General features: G+C 64.9%; 17 protein-coding genes and 3 tRNA genes. 7 read left to right on the top strand and 13 right to left on the bottom strand.

Annotated features, from left to right (window positions below; genetic code table 11):
• Positions 1–66: 66 nt before the first annotated feature.
• A complete protein-coding gene (locus QM467_RS18595) occupies positions 67–1,440 on the bottom strand; it encodes an IS1182 family transposase (RefSeq protein WP_283367830.1) in 1,374 nt (457 codons plus the stop codon).
• Between the two features lie 281 nt (positions 1,441–1,721).
• Positions 1,722–1,793, bottom strand: a tRNA-Arg gene (locus QM467_RS18590).
• A gap of 218 nt (positions 1,794–2,011) precedes the next feature.
• On the opposite strand from QM467_RS18590, the gene QM467_RS18585 reads away from it, so the two are divergent.
• From QM467_RS18585 to QM467_RS18575, 3 genes are read left to right on the top strand one after another with little or no spacing between them, the layout of a single operon-like run.
• Positions 2,012–2,602, top strand: a complete 591-nt coding sequence (locus tag QM467_RS18585) for a DUF3489 domain-containing protein (RefSeq protein WP_283367829.1) — start codon at positions 2,012–2,014, stop codon at positions 2,600–2,602.
• Positions 2,603–2,604: 2 nt separating this feature from the next.
• A complete protein-coding gene (locus QM467_RS18580) occupies positions 2,605–3,168 on the top strand; it encodes a DUF2924 domain-containing protein (RefSeq protein WP_283367828.1) in 564 nt (187 codons plus the stop codon).
• Positions 3,165–4,739 carry a recombinase family protein gene (locus tag QM467_RS18575; protein WP_283367827.1) on the top strand — a complete coding sequence of 525 codons (1,575 nt, stop codon included), beginning with the start codon at positions 3,165–3,167 and terminating at the stop codon, positions 4,737–4,739. Before QM467_RS18580 ends, QM467_RS18575 begins: the two co-directional genes overlap by 4 nt.
• 285 nt (positions 4,740–5,024) lie before the next feature.
• On the opposite strand, the gene QM467_RS18570 is transcribed toward QM467_RS18575, so the two are convergent.
• Positions 5,025–5,099 (bottom strand) — tRNA-Gln (locus QM467_RS18570).
• A gap of 182 nt (positions 5,100–5,281) precedes the next feature.
• Between QM467_RS18570 and QM467_RS18565 the strand changes: the two genes are divergently transcribed.
• Positions 5,282–5,590 carry a ComEA family DNA-binding protein gene (locus QM467_RS18565; protein WP_283367826.1) on the top strand — a complete coding sequence of 103 codons (309 nt, stop codon included), beginning with the start codon at positions 5,282–5,284 and terminating at the stop codon, positions 5,588–5,590.
• A 61-nt stretch (positions 5,591–5,651) separates the two neighbouring features.
• Here QM467_RS18565 and serA read toward each other — a convergent pair whose 3' ends face one another.
• The 3 genes from serA to msrB form a co-directional block, all read right to left on the bottom strand.
• The gene (serA, locus tag QM467_RS18560) at positions 5,652–6,896 is read right to left on the bottom strand and encodes a phosphoglycerate dehydrogenase (RefSeq protein WP_283367825.1); all 1,245 of its coding nucleotides are present in this window, start codon (positions 6,894–6,896) and stop codon (positions 5,652–5,654) included.
• Positions 6,897–7,048: 152 nt separating this feature from the next.
• Positions 7,049–7,498: an aspartate 1-decarboxylase gene (gene panD / locus QM467_RS18555; protein WP_283367824.1), complete on the bottom strand. Its 450-nt coding sequence runs from the start codon at positions 7,496–7,498 to the stop codon at positions 7,049–7,051.
• A gap of 134 nt (positions 7,499–7,632) precedes the next feature.
• On the bottom strand, positions 7,633–8,034 hold the full coding sequence (msrB, locus tag QM467_RS18550; RefSeq protein WP_283367823.1) for a peptide-methionine (R)-S-oxide reductase MsrB: 402 nt from the start codon (positions 8,032–8,034) through the stop codon (positions 7,633–7,635).
• A gap of 147 nt (positions 8,035–8,181) precedes the next feature.
• Between msrB and QM467_RS18545 the strand changes: the two genes are divergently transcribed.
• From QM467_RS18545 to QM467_RS18535, 3 genes are all read left to right on the top strand, one after another.
• A tRNA-Ile gene (locus tag QM467_RS18545) sits at positions 8,182–8,257 on the top strand.
• A 172-nt stretch (positions 8,258–8,429) separates the two neighbouring features.
• Positions 8,430–8,864: a hypothetical protein gene (locus QM467_RS18540; RefSeq protein WP_283367822.1), complete on the top strand. Its 435-nt coding sequence runs from the start codon at positions 8,430–8,432 to the stop codon at positions 8,862–8,864.
• A 199-nt stretch (positions 8,865–9,063) separates the two neighbouring features.
• The gene (locus tag QM467_RS18535; RefSeq protein WP_283367821.1) at positions 9,064–9,570 is read left to right on the top strand and encodes a hypothetical protein; all 507 of its coding nucleotides are present in this window, start codon (positions 9,064–9,066) and stop codon (positions 9,568–9,570) included.
• Between the two features lie 133 nt (positions 9,571–9,703).
• Here QM467_RS18535 and QM467_RS18530 read toward each other — a convergent pair whose 3' ends face one another.
• From QM467_RS18530 to QM467_RS18500, 7 genes are all read right to left on the bottom strand, one after another.
• Positions 9,704–10,237, bottom strand: a complete 534-nt coding sequence (locus tag QM467_RS18530) for an isochorismatase family protein (RefSeq protein ID WP_283367820.1) — start codon at positions 10,235–10,237, stop codon at positions 9,704–9,706.
• Positions 10,238–10,263: 26 nt separating this feature from the next.
• Positions 10,264–11,319, bottom strand: a complete 1,056-nt coding sequence (locus tag QM467_RS18525) for an NAD(P)-dependent alcohol dehydrogenase (protein WP_283367819.1) — start codon at positions 11,317–11,319, stop codon at positions 10,264–10,266.
• 136 nt (positions 11,320–11,455) lie between these two features.
• Entirely contained in the window at positions 11,456–12,928 is a 1,473-nt protein-coding gene (locus QM467_RS18520; protein WP_283367818.1) for a pyruvate kinase, read from the bottom strand.
• Positions 12,929–12,992: 64 nt separating this feature from the next.
• Positions 12,993–15,362 (bottom strand): glycosyltransferase family 2 protein, encoded by a 2,370-nt coding sequence (locus QM467_RS18515; RefSeq protein WP_283367817.1) that lies wholly within the window; start codon positions 15,360–15,362, stop codon positions 12,993–12,995.
• On the bottom strand, positions 15,359–17,629 hold the full coding sequence (locus QM467_RS18510) for a glycosyltransferase family 2 protein (protein ID WP_283367816.1): 2,271 nt from the start codon (positions 17,627–17,629) through the stop codon (positions 15,359–15,361). Before QM467_RS18510 ends, QM467_RS18515 begins: the two co-directional genes overlap by 4 nt.
• A gap of 62 nt (positions 17,630–17,691) precedes the next feature.
• Positions 17,692–18,384, bottom strand: a complete 693-nt coding sequence (locus QM467_RS18505) for a class I SAM-dependent methyltransferase (RefSeq protein WP_283367815.1) — start codon at positions 18,382–18,384, stop codon at positions 17,692–17,694.
• A 74-nt stretch (positions 18,385–18,458) separates the two neighbouring features.
• Positions 18,459–19,718 (bottom strand): glycosyltransferase, encoded by a 1,260-nt coding sequence (locus QM467_RS18500; protein WP_283367814.1) that lies wholly within the window; start codon positions 19,716–19,718, stop codon positions 18,459–18,461.
• Positions 19,719–19,733: the final 15 nt, after the last annotated feature.

The raw sequence follows: 19,733 nt of genomic DNA, 5'->3' as shown, positions 1-19,733 counted from the left end.
ACCTCTGTCTGGCGTTGGGAGCGATCAATGGCGATTGCTGCGAAGGTTGATGAGGCTCCTGGCGCCTCATGCGGCCATGATTGGCGCCTGTGCGGGGATCAGCTTGGCCATTTTCCGCAAATTCTGGGCGCTCGCTGCGAGTAGGAACTCATCGCGTGCGCGCCAGGGGCCGCGAAGCCGCAGTCGATCAAGGCGGAGGATGCGTTTGAGGTGTGCGAACAGCATCTCGACCTTCTTTCGCTCTCGGCGTGAGACGATGTAGGCCTCTGTCTTGGCGATGGCGCGCGCCACATCGCGAGCGGCTTCATGGATGGAGCGCGGGATTTTGCGCGCCGGAGTGTTCGGGCAGCATTTGGCTTTCAGCGCACAGGCGTCGCAGTCGAGCTTGCTGGCGCGGTAGCGGATCATGTTGTCCTTATCTACGCCGATCCGCGGCGTGGTGAACGCGCGCCGGTATTTTTGCAGCCGCTTTCCGGCCGGGCAGACATAGACATCGCTTTGTTTGTCGTACGCGAACTCGGCGCGTGAAAAGGTCCCGTCTGTGCGCTCCGATTTGTCGAACACCGGAATGTGCGGCTCGATCCCGCGCTCACCTACCAGCCAGGCGAGCATTTCGGCCGAGCCGTAGCCGGTATCCGCCGCCAAACGCGAAGGCGTAACTTCAAGCCGGTTTGCGGTTCGCTCAATCATCGTCTTGGCGGCCGCAACTTCCGCCTGACGCACGGCGGTGGTGGCCTCAACGTCCATGATCACCGCGTGTTTGAGGTCGATCAGATAATTGTCGGCATAGGCGTAAACGGCGGGCCCGCCGCGCGCCGCGGTCCAGCGCGCCGCCGGATCGGTGGGCGAGACGAACTTTGGCTCGACCGGCGTCGCGCCACCGAAGGCCGCGTCATCGAGGACGGACAGATATTCTGTGACCGCGCGGTTCGAGTCCGGCTCCAAGGCGCTGGAGTTCGCCACGCCGCGTTGACGGTGAGCGTCGGCGACGATGATGCTGCCGTCGACGGCGAAGGCTTCGCCGCCTACCACCCCCTCGCTCATGCAGCGCGCCACTACCGTTTCGAACAGGCGACGCAAAAGATCGCTGTCGCGGAAACGGCCATGACGGTTTTTGGAAAAGGTCGAGTGATCCGGAACGTCGCCGTCGAGGCCCAATCGGCAGAACCAGCGATAGGCCAGATTGAGGTGAACTTCGTCACACAGCCGCCGCTCGGAACGGACGCCGTAGCAATAGCCCACCAGCAGCATCCGGATCATCAACTCCGGATCGATCGAGGGACGGCCAACACTGCTGTAATAAGGCTCAAGCTCCGCTCGAAGGCCAGTTAGATCGACGAAGCGATCGATCTTGCGCAGCATATGTTCGCTCGGGACATGGCGCTCCAGGCTGAAGCCGTAAAACAGAGCCTCCTGCATCACTGTCCGCTCGCCCATCATCGACCGAATCCCCTGTCGCCAGAAGAAGTGAATCAGGATGCCGCGCCGCTCTCAAGCGGAGTTTTTCAACACAATCCCTTCCAAAGCGGCCCTTCGGACAATCGGATCCGGTGTCAATCAAAGCGGTTCAATGAATCCCCCCGAGGGGCAATGGTCATGTTAGAGAGGCGCTCCGGCTTTACGCGCATCCGGTGAGGCTCGAAAACCGCGCTGCTGCCAGCTATCTGCTAGCTAAGCCTCGGCACGGTCCCGCATTCTTTCAGCTAACTATTTGACTTTAATGGCGCACACGAAGGGATTCGAACCCCTGACCTCTGCCTTCGGAGGGCTGCTGTTACTTTTTCCCCATAGCCGGGTCATTAGCTGGCACGAAGTGATGACTCTATCGTTGTGGCTTTTCCCGCCGCAAAGCAGCCTTGAAACGCCCCGCAAGAGCCGACTGGACTTCGGCCGCGAACAGAGCGGTAGTGTGGGCGCGCGCCGCCATGAGGCGCTCCTGCCCCGCCGGCCTGAGGCCAATGCGGGGTCGTGCTGGTGACAACGGACGTTGTCGCTAGACGAGGAGAACATCATGGCCAAACTCACGGAAACCCAGCTGATCGTGCTGTCGGCGGCGGCCGCGCGTGACGACGGGATCGCAATCATGCCGGCGAAGATGAACAAGGCGGTCGCCTCGAAAGTCGGATCGAGCCTGGTCACTCGCAAGCTGATGCGGGAGGTCCGATCCAAATCCGGCATGCCTATCTGGCGCAAAGACGAGGACGATCGTCCGATCAGTCTAGTGATCACGCGCGCCGGCCGCAATGCAATCGGGGCGGATGTGGATGCAGCGTCGAAGGCGCCGCGTCCGACGGACCAGCGGCCGGCGGGGGAGAACGTCTCAACGGCGAAGGAGTGGCCGGTCGATCGCTCTCTCAAGGTGGCGGACGACCGGAACGCCCCCCGAGCTGGAAGCAAACAGGCGCAGCTGATCGAGATGCTCAGCGCCAGCACGGGCGTAACCCTGGACGCGTTGGTCGAAGCCACCGGTTGGCTTCCTCATACCACGCGCGCCGCGCTGACGGGACTTCGCAAGCGCGGCTTTTCGATCAAGCGGACACGCGAAGACGGATCGGCCTCGGTCTACCGGATCGTCGCCACGCTAGTTGCTGCGGCGGCCTGATCATGGCGCGCAAGACAAGTATGGTTCAGCCGACGCCCGCGTCGGCTGAACCGCTCGCGGGGACGCTCGCCAGCATCGGCGCCATGAACATCGAACAACTGCGAAGTTACTGGCGGAAGACGTTTGCTTCGGATCCGCCCGCCGCGTTTTCGAGGGACCTGCTGGCGCGGGCGATCTCGTACCGACTGCAGGCAGCAGCACTGAGCGACATGGGCGCATCGACGGCCCGGCTGCTTCGCTGTTTAGGCAGGCCGGGCGTCGAGGCGCCGCGGCAGGTCAAGGTAGGCTCGGTCATCATTCGGGAGTATCAGGGCGTCGTCCACGAGGTGCTTGTCGTCCCAGGCGGGTTCTGCTGGCAAGGGCACAACTTCGACAGTCTCTCGACCATCGCGAAAAAGATCACGGGCACGAGCTGGAACGGACCACGGTTTTTCGGTCTCCGGTCTAAGAAGGAGCCCACGCAGCCAGACGAGGGCGGATCGTCAGGCGTTCAGACGGCATCTGCCCGTGCAGGCGGGCGTCGTTCTTCTGTGCGGGCAGGTTCGACCTCGGAGCGCGCGCCATGAAGCAGGCCGCGCCAAAACACCAGCGCTGCGCGATCTACACGCGCAAGTCGACCGAGCATAATCTCGATCTGGCCTTCAATTCGCTCGACGCCCAGCGCGAAGCCTGTGAAGCCTATATCAAGAGCCAGGCGCATGAAGGCTGGATGTTGGTTCCCGCCCACTTTGACGACGGCGGCCTGTCCGGCGCCTCGCTAGACCGCCCTGCCCTGCAGTTCTTGCTCGACCAGGTTCGCGCCAGGAAAATCGACATCATCGTGGTGTATAAAGTCGACCGTCTCACCCGGTCTCTCGCCGACTTCGCAAAGCTGGTTGAACTGTTCGACGAGCACGATGTGTCGTTCGTCTCGGTCACCCAATCGTTTAACACGACATCGAGCATGGGCCGCCTGACCCTGAACGTGCTGCTGTCCTTCGCCCAGTTCGAGCGGGAGGTCATTGGCGAGCGCGTGCGGGACAAGATCGCGGCTTCCAAACGCAAGGGTATTTGGGTCGGAGGACCGGTCCCGCTCGGCTACCGCAGCGTCGACAAAAAGTTGCAGGTCGTGCCGGACGAAGCTGACCTCGTCCGCAAGATTTTCAAGAACTACCTTGCGATCGGGTCTCTCAGCGCGCTCGCCGCCTCACTCAATGCGGAAGGCCTCAAGCCGAAGCCGCGGCAATTGACCAACGGCCGAGCGGTCGCGGCGGATTGTTACCGAGTCGGCCCGCTCGCCCATCTCCTCAAGAACCGGTTCTATATCGGAGAGATCGTTTATCGCGGCGAAGTTCATCAAGGCGAGCATGAACCGATTCTCGAACGGGATTTGTTCGAGGCGGCGCAGACGCTGCTCATGGAAAAAACCGTCGAGCGATCGACGATAAGAGCGTCATCGCCTTCGTTGCTCACCGGCCGCATCTTCGATAATCGCAACAATCCCATGACGCCGACCCACGCCAACAAGAACGGCGTGCGTTACCGCTACTATGTCTCGCATGCATTGTTGCAGGGCCAGAAAGCGGAGGTAGGCTCCGTCGCCAGAGTTTCTGCCCCCGATGTCGAGTTGCTGATCGCCAATTTCATACGCGCAGCCAGCGCAGCGAACCACACCGCATCCGATCGCGAGCTTATCCGGGAGCACGTCGCTCGGGCCATCGTGGGCAAAGATCATATCGAAATCGTCCTGCGCCACTGCGATGCCGTGGGCGCGGCGCGCGATCCGGACGATACTCCTATGCTTTCGATCCCGTTCACGCCAAACCAGTCGTTGCAGAAAGGGGTCGCGCATGCGCCATCGGTCGGCGACGTGATGGATGAGGCGACCCGATCGGCGCTGCTGTCGGCGATCGCCCGGTCGCGGGCATGGGTCGATGCGATTAGCGCAGATCTAACGACCGACTTCAGGACGATCTCTGAACGCGAGAAGCTGGCCGAGCGTCATGTCCGGTTCCTGGCCCCGCTGGCCTATCTGTCGCCGCGCATCATCGAGGCGATCACTGAGGGTCGAGTGCCAGCCGATCTGACCGTCACCCGGCTCGCCCGGGGTCTGCCGATGGTCTGGGCCGAGCAAGAAAAGCAGCTCGGGTTCGCCTGACCCACCAATCCGCATTGACGTCCAGGCGCAGTCCGCCCTCGGGCGACCCGGGTCGTGGGCCCGATTGCGAACCGGTCTGCGCCAAATGCGAACCGCTCTCGACTTTGGCGACCGGCAAATTCCGGAGATTGGAAAATCGAGGTTAGAGACCGGGCGTCATTTTCCGCCGCCAAAGACACCAGTTTGCCGGTCTCTGGTCTCCAGGGCGATTCTCGCCCCGCAAACGGCCACGGAATGAGGGCGTCTACGGCTGGTACGCTGTCCGTCTCAGATCCAGGGAATGTGTGGCTGGGGCGGGAGGATTCGAACCTCCGTATGGCGGAATCAAAATCCGCTGCCTTACCGCTTGGCGACGCCCCAATGTCCGACTCGGCGGATATTGGGGGCGGACCATACTGGCCCCATGCCTCTCGGGCAAGCGCGCGGCGGAAAATTTTGCGCCTCGCCGTCAAAGTTGACGGCGGGCGACGAATGTTGAAGCTTCGGCGGGCGGCGCGTTGTTTTGTCGCCGCTGACTCGCCCTCACGGGAAGGTATATCGCCATGAAGAAGATTTTGCGCGCTTTCGCCGCCGCCGCCCTTTTCGCGCTGGCCGCGCCTGCATTGGCCGAGGCCCCGGCCAAGCCGGCGCCCGCCCCCGCGGCGGCCACGCCCGCCAAGCCCGCCCTGCTCGACATCAATTCCGCGAGCCTGGCCGATCTGCAGGCGCTCAAGGGCGTCGGCGACGTCCGCGCCAAGGCGATCGTCGCCGGCCGCCCCTATAAGGGCAAGGATGAGTTGGTCCAGAAGAAGATCATCCCGCAAGGCGTCTATGACGCCATCAAGGACCAGATCATCGCCAAGCAGAAATAAGTTTAGGAAATGAAAAAGCGCCGTCTCGCGACGGCGCTTTTGCCTTGTGGGCAGCGGCCGATCAGCGCTCGTAGATGATGCGGGCGCGGATGGTGCCTTCCAGCTCGCGGATCTCCTCCAGCACCTGTTCGCAATCCTCGCGGGTGCCGTCCGCCTCGATCACGACATAGCCGACCTCGCCATCCGTCTGCAGGAACTGCGACGCGATGTTCATGCCGCGCTTCGAGAAGATGTCGTTCAGCTTGCCCATCATGCCGGGCACGTTGCGGTGGACGTGCATGTAGCGCGTGCCGTTCGGACGCGGCGGCAATTGCACCTGCGGGAAATTCACCGCGCCCAGCGTCGAGCCAACGTCGGAATAATCGATCAGCTTGCGCGCGACTTCCGAACCGATCCGCTCCTGCGCCTCTTCGGTCGAGCCGCCGATATGCGGGGTGATGATGACATTCTCCAGCCCCTGCAGCGGGGAGACGAATTTCTCGCCATTGGCCGCCGGCTCCTTGGGGAACACGTCCACGGCCGCGCCGCGCAGGTGCTTGCTCTTCAGCGCCGCCGCCAGCGCGTCGATATCGACCACCGTGCCGCGGGCGTTGTTGATGAAATAGGCGCCCTTCTTCATGGCGGCGAACTGCGCCTCGCCCATCATGTTCTTGGTCTGCGGCGTCTCCGGCACATGCAGGCTCACCACGTCCGATTGCGCAAGCAACTCGTCCAGCGTGTCGCAGGACTCGGTGTTGCCGTGGCGCAATTTGTCGATGATGTCGAAATAGATCACCTTCATGCCCATGGCTTCAGCGAGCGTCGACAGCTGACTGCCGATATTGCCGTAGCCGACGATGCCGAGCGTCTTGCCGCGCACCTCGAGGCTGTCGGTGGCGCTCTTGTCCCAGCCGCCCTCATGCGCGGCGACCGCGCGCGAGAAGATCCGGCGCAACAGCATCACGATTTCGCCGATCACCAGTTCCGCCACCGAGCGGGTGTTGGAGAATGGCGCGTTGAAGACGGGGATGCCGCGCACCCGGGCGGACGGCAGCGACACCTGATTGGTGCCGACCGAGAAACAGCCCACCGCGATCAAGCGGTCGGCGGCTTCGAACACCTCTTCCTTCAGCTTGGTGCGCGAGCGGATGCCGACGATATGGACGCCTTGCAGCGCTTCGCGCAGCTCCGCGCCATCCAGCGCCTTGGTCAGCCGCGTGACATTGGTGTAGCCGGCGGCGTGGAACAGCTGGACGGCGCTCTCATGAATGCCTTCGAGCAGCAGAACCTTGATCTTTTCCTTGGGCAGCGACAGGCGTGCGTTCATCTTTCACTCCTCGGGCCCTTCCCGTCCAGGCGCGGCCTGCATGCGGAAGCGGGCGGTTCGATTCAAGGGCTGCCCGGAAAAGCCAAAAGCGGCGCTTGGCCGCTTTTTCGTTCCGGCGTCCTGTGCGATGCGCGAAGGTCAGATCTTGAGGGTCAGATCTTGGCCTTCAGCGGAATGGGCTGGGCCGCGCCGTTTTCGTCGCGGATGGAAAAGCGGTAACGGCCGGATTCGTCGAGATCGACCTGATAGGAAAGGCGGTCGATGACGCGGTTCTCGCGGTCGAAGGCCAGGACCTTGGGGCGCAGCGCGGGAATCTCGTCCGCGTCGATATAGATCGAGCTGCAGATGATGATCTGGTCGCCCGGCTGGCAGGTGCGCGCCGCGGCGCCGTTGAGGATGCAGCAGCGCGATCCCCGTTCGCCGAGGATGACATAGGTGGAGATCCGCGCTCCGGAATTCTTGTTCCAGATCTCGACGAATTCCAGCGGCAGAATTCCCGCTTCCTCGCAATGATCGGGGTCGAGCGTGATAGAGCCATGATAATCGATATTGGCGTCTGTCACGTGGATCCCGTGCAACTTGGCGCCGACAACCTTGCGCATAGAACGTCCCTGAAGCTGATGGGAGCCTCATCCCTTGCCGCGCTCATAAACGTTTTCACGCGAAATCGCCAGCGCCGGATTCGATTCGCGTCATTTTGCAAGACTCAATCTGGCAAGCCTCAAATCCGAAAGGCTCAATCCGGCTTGAAGTCCAGCGCGACGCCATTGATGCAGTAGCGCAGATGGGTCGGAGGCGGCCCGTCATCAAAGACATGGCCGAGGTGACCGCCGCACTGGCTGCAATGCACCTCTGTGCGAACCATGAAATGGCTGGCGTCGCGGCTGGTTTCGACCGCGCCCGGCAGCGGATCGAAAAAGCTCGGCCATCCTGTGCCGCTCTCGAATTTCTCGGCGGCGCGGAACAATTCCTGCCCGCAGCCCACGCAATAAAAGGCGCCGGCGCGCTTTTCGTGATTGAGCGCGCAGGAGCCCGGACGCTCGGTGCCGTGGCGGCGCAACACGTCATATTGCTCGGGCGTGAGCAGAGCGCGCCATTCCTCATCGGTGCGGGCGAATTTGAAGGTTTTCGAGGTCATCTGGGCCTCCTGACGGCGGATCGGCTATAAATAGGCGTCTTCCGCGCCGCAACAAGACTCCCCTGCCCCTGCGCGAACGCAAGCGCGGCGTTGCAAGAGGCGCGGAAATCGGTCTAAACAGGCGCGAAGCCCGCTCCGGGCTCGGTGGGGCCGGTAGCTCAATGGTTAGAGCCGGCCGCTCATAACGGTCTGGTTGCAGGTTCGAGTCCTGCCCGGCCCACCAAGCGCGGCGCGCTTCAACAATCCTGCGCTGGCGCATTGACCGAAACGCCGCCCCGGGCAATGATTCGATCCGCGACGAATCGCCTTTCATTCAAGGCTTTTCCGCGCGCCCGCCAATTTTCAGCTCTCGAAAACGCTTCTTTCAAAAACAGCGCCACGAGACGGAGGCCCATATGTTCAATCGTCGTCACATCATCAAGACCGCTTCCGCTGCTCTGGCCGCCGCTTTCCTGGCTGCGAGCGCCCCGGCTTTCGCCGGTTCCGGCAAGGTGCGCCTCCGCATGGCCAACGCCGGCTTCATCGTCGGCCTCGGCGGCGGCAGCGGCACTCTGACCTTCCAGGGTCACACCTATCCGCTGCGCATCGGCGGCATCACCGTCGGCACGATCGGCGCCTCCGGCGGCACGCTCGTCGGCACCGCCCGCAACATCAATCAGCCGTCCGACATCGTCGGGACCTTCACCGCCGTCGGCGCTGGCATCGCGGTCGCGGGCGGCGCGCGCGTCATGCGGATGCAGAATTCCAATGGCGTCATTCTCGAATTGCAGGGCATGCAGGCGGGCTTTGAGGCCAACGCCGGCCTGAGCGGCTTCAGCCTGTCCATGTGATCCTTTCCGCAAGGCTTGGATTTGCACGGGCGGCGTTTCCTAAACGCCGCCCGTTCTGTTTCAGCAGCCGCGAAGGGCCGCGCAGGCCTGGGAACCTTCGCCCACGCTGAACGGTTCAGCTTGTGATCGAGATCGCAAGCCGGCCGACGGCAAAAGGCGGCGGCCTCAATCACGGCGGCGCCGAACAAGGAGAAACAACATGATCCTGAGTCGAATTCGCTCGGTCGCCGCACTCGCCGGCACGCTCGCGATCCTGATCGACGCGACAGCGGCTTTCGCCATGACCATCGCCCCGCCGGTCGCTCCCACGCCGGTGACGCTCGCTTTCCGCGGCGGCGTCCACCGTGGGCCCGCCGGCGGCGTTCACCGCGCGCCCGGAGCCTATGGCCGGCCCGGCGCCTATGGTCGTCCCGGCGGCGTCTACGGCCGCCCCGGCGGAGTCTATGGTCGCCCTGGAGTTTACGGTCGTCCGGGCGGAGTCTATGGCCGCCCCGGCGTTTATGGTCGGCCCGGCTATTACGGCGCCTGGCGGCGTCCGGGTTATGGCTGGGCGCCCGGCGGCGCCATCGCGGCGGGCGCGGCCATCGGCGTGCTGTCGGCGGCGGCCGCAGCGGCCTATGTCTCCAGCCGCCCGCCGGGACCAGGCCTGTGCTGGTATTACACGGACCCGTCGCGCCGCGCCGGCTTCTGGGACGCCTGCCAGTAATATAAGGATCGGGCGACGCTCAGGCGCCGCGTTTTCATATTGTTCGCCTTTGTTTCCGACACGCCGGAAACAAAGGCGTCCGCCGGCGTCAGTCGGCGCGGATGTCATCGGTCCTTTGCAAAGGCCGATGGCATCATTTCACAAGGCGGGAAATATCGCGGAAATGCGGATGGTCGGCGGAGCCGAGCCATTCGAACAGCACCATTTCCGTTGTCACGATTTCCGCGCCGTAACGCTCCATGCGATGCAGCGCCGCCGCCTTGTTTTCGGCGCGGCGCGAGCCGACCGCGTCAGCGACCACAAAAACCTGAATCCCCTCGCCCAGCAAGGCCAGAACCGTCTGCAGCACGCAGACATGGGTTTCAAATCCCGTGACGATCACGGGCCTTCCGTCGAGCAAATGGTTCGGAAAGCCGGGCGCCGCCGAGGCGTCGAAACTCATCTTGCTCACGGTCTGCGAGGCGCGCCCGGCGAGTTCGGGCGCGGTCAGGCCAAGCTTCTCGGGATTTTGCTCGGTGGCGACAATCGTCGCGCCCAGCAGCGCCGCGCCTTCAGCCAGCCGCCGCGCATTGTCGATGGCCGCCGCCGCGCCCTCGATCGCCGGCGCGAGCCGGGTCTGGAAATCGATCAGCAGCAGCAGGTAGGACGAAGGCTCCAGCGACAGCATTTCATCCCCCTGCTTGTCCCGACGGTTCAGGCCGCCTTGAGCGAAGCCATATCTATGACGAAGCGATAACGCACGTCATTTTTCAGCATCCGCTCATAGGCCTCGTTGATCTCGTCGATGCGGATCATCTCGATATCGCTGACAATATTATGCTTGCCGCAGAAATCGAGCATTTCCTGCGTTTCCGGCATGCCGCCGATCAGCGAGCCGGCGACCGTCTTCCGCCCGCCGATCAGATTGATCCCCTGCAGCGGCGGCTCCAGCGCGGTCAGCGCGCCGACCAGCGCCATGGCGCCGTCGAGCTTCAGCAGGCCGAGATAGGGGTTGATGTCGTGGCCGACGGGAATGGTGTTAAGCAGGAAATCGAAGGTTCCACGGGCCTTTTTCATGGCGGCTTCGTCGCGCGACACCAGCACCTCGTCGGCGCCGAGGCGCAAGGCGTCCTTGCCCTTCTCCGGCGAGGTCGTGATCATGACCACATGCGCGCCCATGGCCTTGGCGAGTTTCACGCCCATATGGCCGAGGCCGCCCAGACCGACGATTCCAACCTTTTGCCCCGGCCCGACCTTCCAGTGGCGCAGCGGCGAGTAAGTCGTGATGCCCGCGCAAAGCAGCGGCGCGACGGCCTTGAGGTCGAGATTTTCCGGCACTCTGGCGACGAAGCGCTGCTCGACCACGACTTGCTCGGAATAGCCTCCGAAGGTGAGGTTCTTCGTGCCGCGCTCGCGCGAATTATAGGTCCCCGTGAAGCCTTCGGCGCAATATTGTTCCAGACCAGCCTCGCAGGGCGCGCAATGGCGGCAGGAATCGACCATGCAGCCCACAGCGGCGAGATCGCCGGCCTTGAACCGGCTCACATGAGCGCCGACCTTGACCACCCTCCCGACGATCTCATGTCCCGGCACCATCGGATAAAGCGAATTGCTCCAGTCGTTGCGCGCCTGATGCAGGTCGGAATGGCAGACGCCGCAATAAAGAATGTCAATCTGGACGTCATCGGGGCCGGGGTCGCGGCGCTCGAAGCTGAAAGGGGCGAGCGGAGCCGTGGCGGATTGCGCGGCGAAGCCTTTGACGGTGAACATGGCGGGGCGGTCCTGTCAGGAGGGAAAGTGAAAAAAGGAGCCCTTCCGAGGTAGGAGTCGAGCGACGCCGAAACAAGCTCTCCACGCGAAGCGTTTCAACAGGGCGTGCTTGCGCAAATGCACGCGAGCAGATGCCTCACCAACTCGTCAGGCGGCGCATCTGCGGCGTTTTCTTGTGGATATGCACGTCCATCCGGCCCAGCAGCCGGGTCAACTCGCCGAGCGCCTTCATCAGATGCGGGCCCTTGTTGAGCATCACGCATTCTGCACGCGCGGCCATGGCGGCGTCGGTCATTTCCCCGCGCGAAAAGGCTCCGGTCTTGACCAGGTTCTCCATCACCTGCGTCGCCCAGATCACCGGGATTCGCGCTGCTTCCGCGATCCACAGGATCTCTTCCTGCATCTCGGCCAGGCGGGTGAAGCCCATTTCGATGGCGAGGTCTCCGCGCGCGATCATCACAGCGGCGGGCTGGCGCGCGGCGGCGCGCACGATCAGTTCCGGCAGATTGCGCACGGCGCGCGGCGTCTCGATTTTCAGCACCAGAGGAATCTGGCTCCAGTCGCCGGGCCGGACCTCTTCCAGCGCGTCTTGCAGGCTTTCAATGTCGTCCACGCTCTGCACGAAGGAAAAATCGATGGCGTCGGCACGGGCCGCGACGAAGCGCAGATCCTCGCGGTCCTTGGCCGTGAGCGCCGGAATGGCGAGTTCCGCGTCGGGGAAATTCAGCCCTTTCTCGGACTTGAACTTATAGCCCTCCGCGTCGCACCGCACGACGCGGGCGATGAAGAAGCCGTCGTCGACGCGCTCGATCTTCGCTTCCAGCTTGCCATCGTCAATCGACAGGCGGTCGCCGGGCCGCGAGGCCTCGATGGCTTCCGGCAGGGTGCACTCGACCGCGAAACCGGCGTCCTTCTTGCCGACGCGGCGCAATTCGCCGGGCTCGGTCACTGCGATCAGATCGTCGAACGCGGCATGTTTGTCATGACGCAGCGCGGCGACGGCGCCGGTGCGCACCTTGGGGCCGGCGAGATCCATGAAGATGCGCATGCGACGGCCCGTGCGCTCGCCAGCCGAATGGACGTGCTCGATCATCCGCGCCCATTTGTCGGCGTCGTCATGGGCGCAATTGATCCGCACCGCCTCGACGCCCTTCTCCGCCAGACCGAGCATGAAGCTGCGATCATCGGCGGCGGTGGAGGGACAGGTGACCAGCAGCGAGGTCAACCTTTCGCCGGCAGGCTCGCCGAACAAATTGCGGCTGCGGCCAAGCAGCTCAAGCTCGCCGGCGAAAAACGCCGCCTCGTCCGGCCCGACAATCCGCTCCCGCCCGGCGAGCGCCGCCAGCGCCGCCGCGACGGAGTCGAGTGTAGGCAGCACGCGGCTTTCCAGACGCCCGAGCGAGGAAAGTCCCAGCGCCATCAGATCGCGCTGGACGGAGCGGAGATCGTAATGGCGCAAGGCGAGATAGGCGGCGAGATTCGTCGCGGAGGCGGCAAAATCGGGTTCGAGCCGCCACGCCTGCCATTTGTCCAGCTGACGCGCCGCATCGATGCGCAATTGCGCCCGAAGGCGGTCGATTTCATCAAAGAGCGCGGAAGGATCGGACAAGACGCAAACCCATTTTCCTTCCGCCTAACGCGACCGCATGACAATCGCGTGACAGCGGCGCGCGTCAGAAGCCCGGCGGAATTGGATGCGGCGGCTTGATGGAAGGCTGGCGCGGCTCCGCCAGGCGCGGCGGCCAGGCCAGAGCGGAAAAAGGCGTGCTGCCCAGCGAAAGCATGGGGTTATAGGCAGGATCGGCCAGCAGCGCGTCGCGCCAGGCTGCGCGCAGATGGCGGGTTTCGCGCGGAAACCGCTCGGTCGCGTCGGCGCGCAGGCCGCGCGCGCCGGATTCCCGATGCAGCAGACGCGCATGGGGCGTCATGACGACCCGCAGCCCTTTCGCCCGCAATTTCAGGCAATAGTCGACCTCATTATAGGCAAGCGGAAAATGCGCGTCGTCGAACCCCCCGGATTGCTGGAAAAGCCATTTGTCCGTGAGCAGGCAGGCCCCTGTGACGGCGCTGCATTCATGCGCCGCAGCGAGCCAATCGGCATAGCCAGTATCGCTTTCGACACAGTCGCCGAACGCAGTGGCGGCGGCGAAATTCGATCCGAGCACGACGCCGCCATGCTGAACGATTCCGCTCGGCCGGATCAGCATCCCGCCCACGGCGCCGACGTCCGGCTCGGCGATGCGGCCGAGCATCTCGTCGAGCCAGCCGGGCTCCCGCGCCTCGACGTCATTGTCGAGCAGAAGAAGGAATTCCCCGTGTGCCGCCGAGGCGCCCTTGTTGATCATGCGGGAATGGTTGAATGGGCCAGGAACGTGAATGATCCGCCCGCCGCGCGCCGCGATCCGCTCGAACAGGGCCAGAAACTCCGCCTCGACCGAATCATTGTCGAGGATGATCAGCTCGTGGCGGGCCAGATTGACGGTGCGCGCGAGCGCATCGAAACAGCCCGCCAGCAGGTCGGCGCGGTCGCGGGTCGGAACGAGAATCGAAACCTGCCCGCGCGGCGGCGCGCGCGCCACCCGCACCGAGGGCAGCAGCGCGCCGAACCCGGGCGTGAGTCGCGCCGACATTCCGCGCGCCGAAAGATGCGCTTCGACGGCGCGCTTCAGCGGCTCGGACAGAGCGGCGAAGTCGAAATCCGGCAGGCGCGCCAGAAAGCCCGGCTGATGGACCGGCGCCTCCCCTTGCGGCCTGCCGCCGCGCAAGCCGAGGCTTCTGCGCCGCTCCTGACCGTGGAAAAACAGCTGGAACAGGTCCGCCGCGCCCGCCTTGGCCGCCGCGCGGACATGATCCGCGCGCGCCGCGAAGAACAGCGCGCCGCAGCCCTGTTCGAGCATTGCTTCATAATCGAAGGCCGGCAGGGCCAAAGGCCATTCCGAGCCGTCTGACTGAGGGATCGTGACATCCGCATAGGCCAGCGACGCCGCCGGAAAGGCGTCAAGCGCCGCCGCCAGCAGGGCGAGCGCCCGCGGCTGCAGGACGGAGCCGGAGGGGGCGAAGACCACGACCGGACAATCCCTGGCCTCGCCGTCGAGGAATTGCTGCAGGAGACGAGAGTCGAAACCGGCCGGCTCCGCGCCGCCTTCCAACGCGCCGGCGACCCAGTCGCAGTCCTGCTGCGCTTCGAGGCTGGCGACGCTTGCCTCGATCCCGGCGTCGCCGATCAGGGCGACGGCGACTTTCGGCCGTTTGGTGGCTGCAGGCGCCGGCGGCGGAAAGGCGCGGCGCCAGTCCTCGAACAGGACGAAAGGCAGGGATTGCGGCGCCAGACGATCGAGAAGCGCGCCGCGCGGGCGTTCCGATTCGATCTCGGCGCGCGTTTCGAAAAAGCGCGCCAGTCCGTCCGGAAAGGCGGCGAAGGCGCAGGGGCTGCCGGACAGCTCCATGCCCTCTTCATTCACGATGGTCGCGGCATGGGCGCGGCCATCGGCGAAGCGCAAAGGCAAATGCAGGTCGAAGCGGCGAAAGGCGCGAACATTCGCGCCGTCGCCGACATGGGTCCAGCGCGTCGCCAGTCCTTCGGCCGCCAATTCGCCGTCCACCAAGGCGCGAACGCGCGGCGCGCACGCCGGATCGCCAGCAACCCAGCCGGTGAAACGCAGGCCGCTCTCCCAGCGCGCCTCGCCCGGCAGGAGATTGCCGTCCGCCTGCGGCGAAGATTTCACGAACAAAGGCTCGCCGACGATCTCGCCGCTATTGGCGAGGCGGATTTCGACCCGCCGCGCGCATTGCAGGGCTGCTGGCGCGATGGAAAAGACGAAGCCGTAGCAGCCGTCCCCAAAGCCTTCACGCGCAAGATCGGGATCGTAATGATCGGCGCGGCCCAGGGCGGCCGGATAGCCGTCGAGCAGCAACTCCACCACGAAGCGGCGCTCAGGCGCGTGAGGATCGACGATATGGCCCGCGACCTGACCCTCGCCCGTCCTCACCGTCCGGGAGCGGAGGGCGGCGCCCGTCCCGCTGACACGCGCGGTCCCGCTCATGATGAAGCCGATCCAGCCGCGCGCGCGCAAAACCAGTCGGCGATTTGGGCGGCGGCCTTGGCGTCGCAAAAGCGCGGATCGAGCGCGAGATCGCCGGCGCCCCGAGGCAGTTCGCCCATGGAGAGGTCGAAAAACGCCTGCGGCAGCCCGAAACGGCGCGAGAGCCGGTCGGCCCGGCCAAAAAGACGCGTGCGATAGGGAGTCATCACGGCGGAAACTTCATATTGGCGCAACAGGCGCTCATATTCGCCTGTCTCGACCGCGCCGGCAACGAAGACATTGCCGGACGCCATGACGGCGAAATCATCGACACAGGAGCCCAGCGCCACGACTCGCGCGGTCGAGTCGCGCCTGGCCAAGGCGCGGCCAAGCGCGACCAGAAGCCGGTCCGCCTGCGCGTCCGGCAAGGGCAGGATTACGGCCAGAACGCCGGGAACATGGCGCGCATGGGGCGCCGGGACGACGTCCGGCGCGGCCTCCACCGCGACGCAGGACACGCCAAACATGCGCCGAGCCCAGGATTCGGCCATGCGATCCAGCGGGCGGATCGCCCGCGCTTGCGCAAGAAGCTTTCGCTGCGGGCTCGGACGCTTGCTCAGTGTTTCGTCTTCGCCCCCCGCCAGAAAGGCGCCATCGGCGCAGGTCGGACAGGGACTGGCCTCGTCCGGCGTCCGGCAGGGGCCGCCGAAGGGCGTTGCCGGCGCGACGGCCCATTCAAGGTCGCCGCCGGCCAGATCGACCGGCGCGCCAAGACGAAACAAGGCCCGCAGCAGCGGAAGCGGCAGGGCCAGCGGATCAAACAATTCGATCCGCACGATCCCGCTCGCGCGCAGATAGCCTGACAGCGCCCGGAGCCCTGCCGGGACGTCGATTTTGAAGCCGAGCGACTGCGGCGCTTCTTCGCCAGCGCCGCGCAAGGCGACGCGGCCGCCCGGCGCCCAGGCGCAGAGCAGAGGCCCCGCTCCGGTCTCGCCCGCCAGCTCTCTCGCGCGCTCCCGCGCCATAAAATGCGAGGCGCCCTCCGCGCAGACAAGCAGGACCGTCTCGCCCGCAACGGGCGACAGGGTTTCGATGGCGGCGCGCGCGGCGCGCAGCGGATCGGCCTCGAGAAAGCTCGCCGATTCCAGCCGATAGCCCGGAAAGCGCCGCTCCAGCAGCGCAAGATTGCGCATCACCAGCCTGCGCTTTTCCGGGCCGAAAGAGCGCCCACCGGCGTGGCCGACATAGATTCCGGTCGCGCAGACATTGCGAAAACCCTGTTCCCGCGCGCGCAGGCAAAACTCGATGTCTTCGCCATAGCCGCGCCCGTAAATCTCCGGCAAGGCGCCGACGGCGTCGAGACAGGCGCGCGTGATATAGAGGCAGAAGCCGATCCCGTTCGGCAGATCGACGAAATCCGAGCCATTGGCTTTTTGCGCGAGACGGTCGAGGCGGGCGACCTCCGCCGCCGTCGGGAGCGGATTGACGACATTCGGCGCGGGAAAGCTGGCGTATTCGCCATTGTTCGAGAGCGGCGTGATGGTTCCGATCCCGGGCGCCGAATGCGCGACCTCCGACAGGCGCGCGAGGCTGGCCGGCGGCGGCAGTGCGTCGGCATTGAGCAGGATAACGTCGCCAGCGGGACAGAGCGCCAGCGCGCGATTGACCGAGGCCGCGAAGCCCCGGTTGGCCTCGTTGCGAAGCAGGATGATCCGCCCGGCGGCGGCCTGCTGATCCAGCCATGCGCGCAGCGGCGCGTTGGGGCTGGCGTCGTCGACGGCGACGATCCGCAGGGGCGCCTTCTGGCCCTTTGCGAACAGAGCCTCGAAACAGGCGCGCGTCGCGTCGTAGCCTTCAAAGACCGGCACAATGACCGATAATTCTGCCGGATTTCCTCGGCCCAAAGCAGCTGGAGCCGCGCGCAAAGCCTCGGCGCGCCGCCGGGGCGCCGACAGAAGATCATACTCCTCGGCCTCAATCAGACGCGCCGCCGCGCGCTTCTGCTCGGCGCTTCCCCAGTTCAGCGCGACGTGAAGGACAGCGCTATCGGTCGGATCACGTTCGAGCGCGCGGGCGAGATCGAGGACGGCCTCGTCGGCAAAACCCATGCGCCGGGACGCCTCAGAGCGCAGGAGATAATCGCGCGCCGCCGGCTGCGGCCGCCGGCAAAGGCGGTCCGCGTATCGGAAGGCGGCAGCGTCATCGCCCCGTTCCAGGTTTTCGGCAGCCAGCAAGGCCAGAGCCCCGAAATGGCGATCCGGATCGGCGAGCATGGCGTCTCGGTTCAATGATTCCCTCGCGGCGGAAGCTCATGCATCGCCGCGGCGAACGCCGAAGCGCCTCGGCTGCGTCAATAACCTGCGCCGGCGGGCGCGCCCGCGAACGCCGGAGCGTCGGTGGAATGCGACGCCGAGCGCGGCGCGCACAATCCCTCGAGGCGCGAACCCGCGAACATGGGCCTGATCTGCTCGATCGACGCCAACGGCCCGAGAAGCAGCGCCCAGAGGTCGAAGCAATCGCCCTCGATCATGCGCACCTCGGCGAAGCCCGCCGAAATCGCGATGCGGCCCAGTCGTTGCGGGTCGAAGCCCGTCCGGTGCGCCATGTAATGATGGCCCTGCGCGATCGATTCGCTATGGCCGAACAAGATGTCGATGGGCCGGATCGGCCCCGCCGGAGAAATATAGGCGACCGCTTCCGCCCCATGTTCCAGCATGAAGCGCGCCGCCGAAACGAGGTTCGGACAGGTCAGCAAGGCGAAGCCGTCCGGCCGGATGACGCGCCGGAACTCATGAAAGGCGGGGATCACCTCATGCGCGTAAAGATGCTCGATGGTGTGCGAGGAATAGAGCGCGTCGAATGCGCCATCGGCGACCTGGGACCGCATGTCGACAACCGACCCGACGATATCGGGCCGGGACGAGGGCTCGATGTCGAGGCGCGTTTCCGCCCAATCCCGCATGTCGAAAACCGGATGAATCGCCGCCCCATCCGGGGCGCCGGCGCCGGCGTTCAAAACGCGCTTTCTGGTGTTTCCGCTCATTCCTCGCCCTTCAGCTTTCTCCAACGCGCAGCCAGCCGGAAATCATTCTCGACCGGAACGGCACGAAATTCAAATCACCCGCGCGCCGAGCGCGGCGCGATGGCTTCCGCCCCCGACCCCGTCGTGACGCCCAGCAGTTCAAGCGCGCGCTCCAGACACACGCGCTTGTCGTATCGCGACAAGGCCGTGGCGCGGGCGGCTTCGCCGAGCGCGGCCAGACGCGCCCGCTTGGACGCCAGCAGTTCGCTCAGCCTGTCCGCCAATGCGTCGGAATCGAGGAAGGGCGTCAGGACGCCGCTCACGCCATGCGCGATCGCCTCGCGCACCGGCTCTGTGTCGGACGCAACGATGGCGCAGCCCAAAGCCATCGCCTCCACGAGCGACCAGGACAGCACGAAGGGCACGGTGAGATAGGTATGGACCCGCGAGACCTGAAGCAGACGCACGAAATCGTCGTAGGGCTGCGGAGGCAGGAAATGCACCCGGGTCAAATCCGCGGACGAGGCGATTTCTTCCATACAGATCGCCTTCCAGGTCCGGCCTGCGGGGGCGGACTCGCCATAGGATACGCCCTCGCCGCCGACGATCACGACCTGGGCGTTGGGCCGGGCGGCCAGGAGGCGAGGAAGTGACCGCATGAAAACGTGAAACCCGCGCATGGGCTCGAGGTTGCGGGCCACGTATGTCACGATTTCCCCGCCTTTGCGCAGAACTGGGCCACCCGGTATCGCGAATTGCGCCTTCGGATCGGGCCTCAGGCGCTCGCCATCGACGCCCTCGTGCACGACGTGGATCTTGCCCTGGAATTCTGGCGGGTAGGTCTGGCGCTGCCATTCCGTCGGCGACAGCCCGATATCTGATTCGGCCAGAGCGAGCAGCGTCGAGGCGTTCTTGCAATGAAGGCCGACGAGCCCGTCGAGGCCAAGTTCAGGACCCTCCGGGTCGAAATGAACATCCTGTCCCTCGGGCCGGTAGTAATACTCGCAATAGGTCGCGATTTTCGCCCGCGGAAACATGGTTCGCAACGGCAGCGTCTCGCCCCAGCCGCAATGGCCGACGATCAGATCCGGCTCGAAACCCGACGAGCGCAATTCGCTGAGGGCGTAAAGAACTTCTGTGGCCCGGCGGCACTCGACGTCGAAGCGGCGGGCGAAGGGATGGGTAGGCATGACGTCGAAGGCCGGCATGCGGTAGCGGAGCAAATTGACGTTCGGCAAGGGCTGCGCCGTCTGCGCGCCGATCGCCGCAACGCGATTGTCCGGGCGGCTTGCCAGCTCGCTCGCCAGATTGCGGAACTGCGCCGGAAAATTGTTATGGACAAAAAGGATGTTCATATCCGGCCATGATCA

This window comes from Rhodoblastus sp. 17X3, from assembly GCF_030056575.1.
GTDB lineage: Bacteria > Pseudomonadota > Alphaproteobacteria > Rhizobiales > Beijerinckiaceae > Rhodoblastus.
This window is presented reverse-complemented; position numbering and strand designations above follow the sequence as displayed.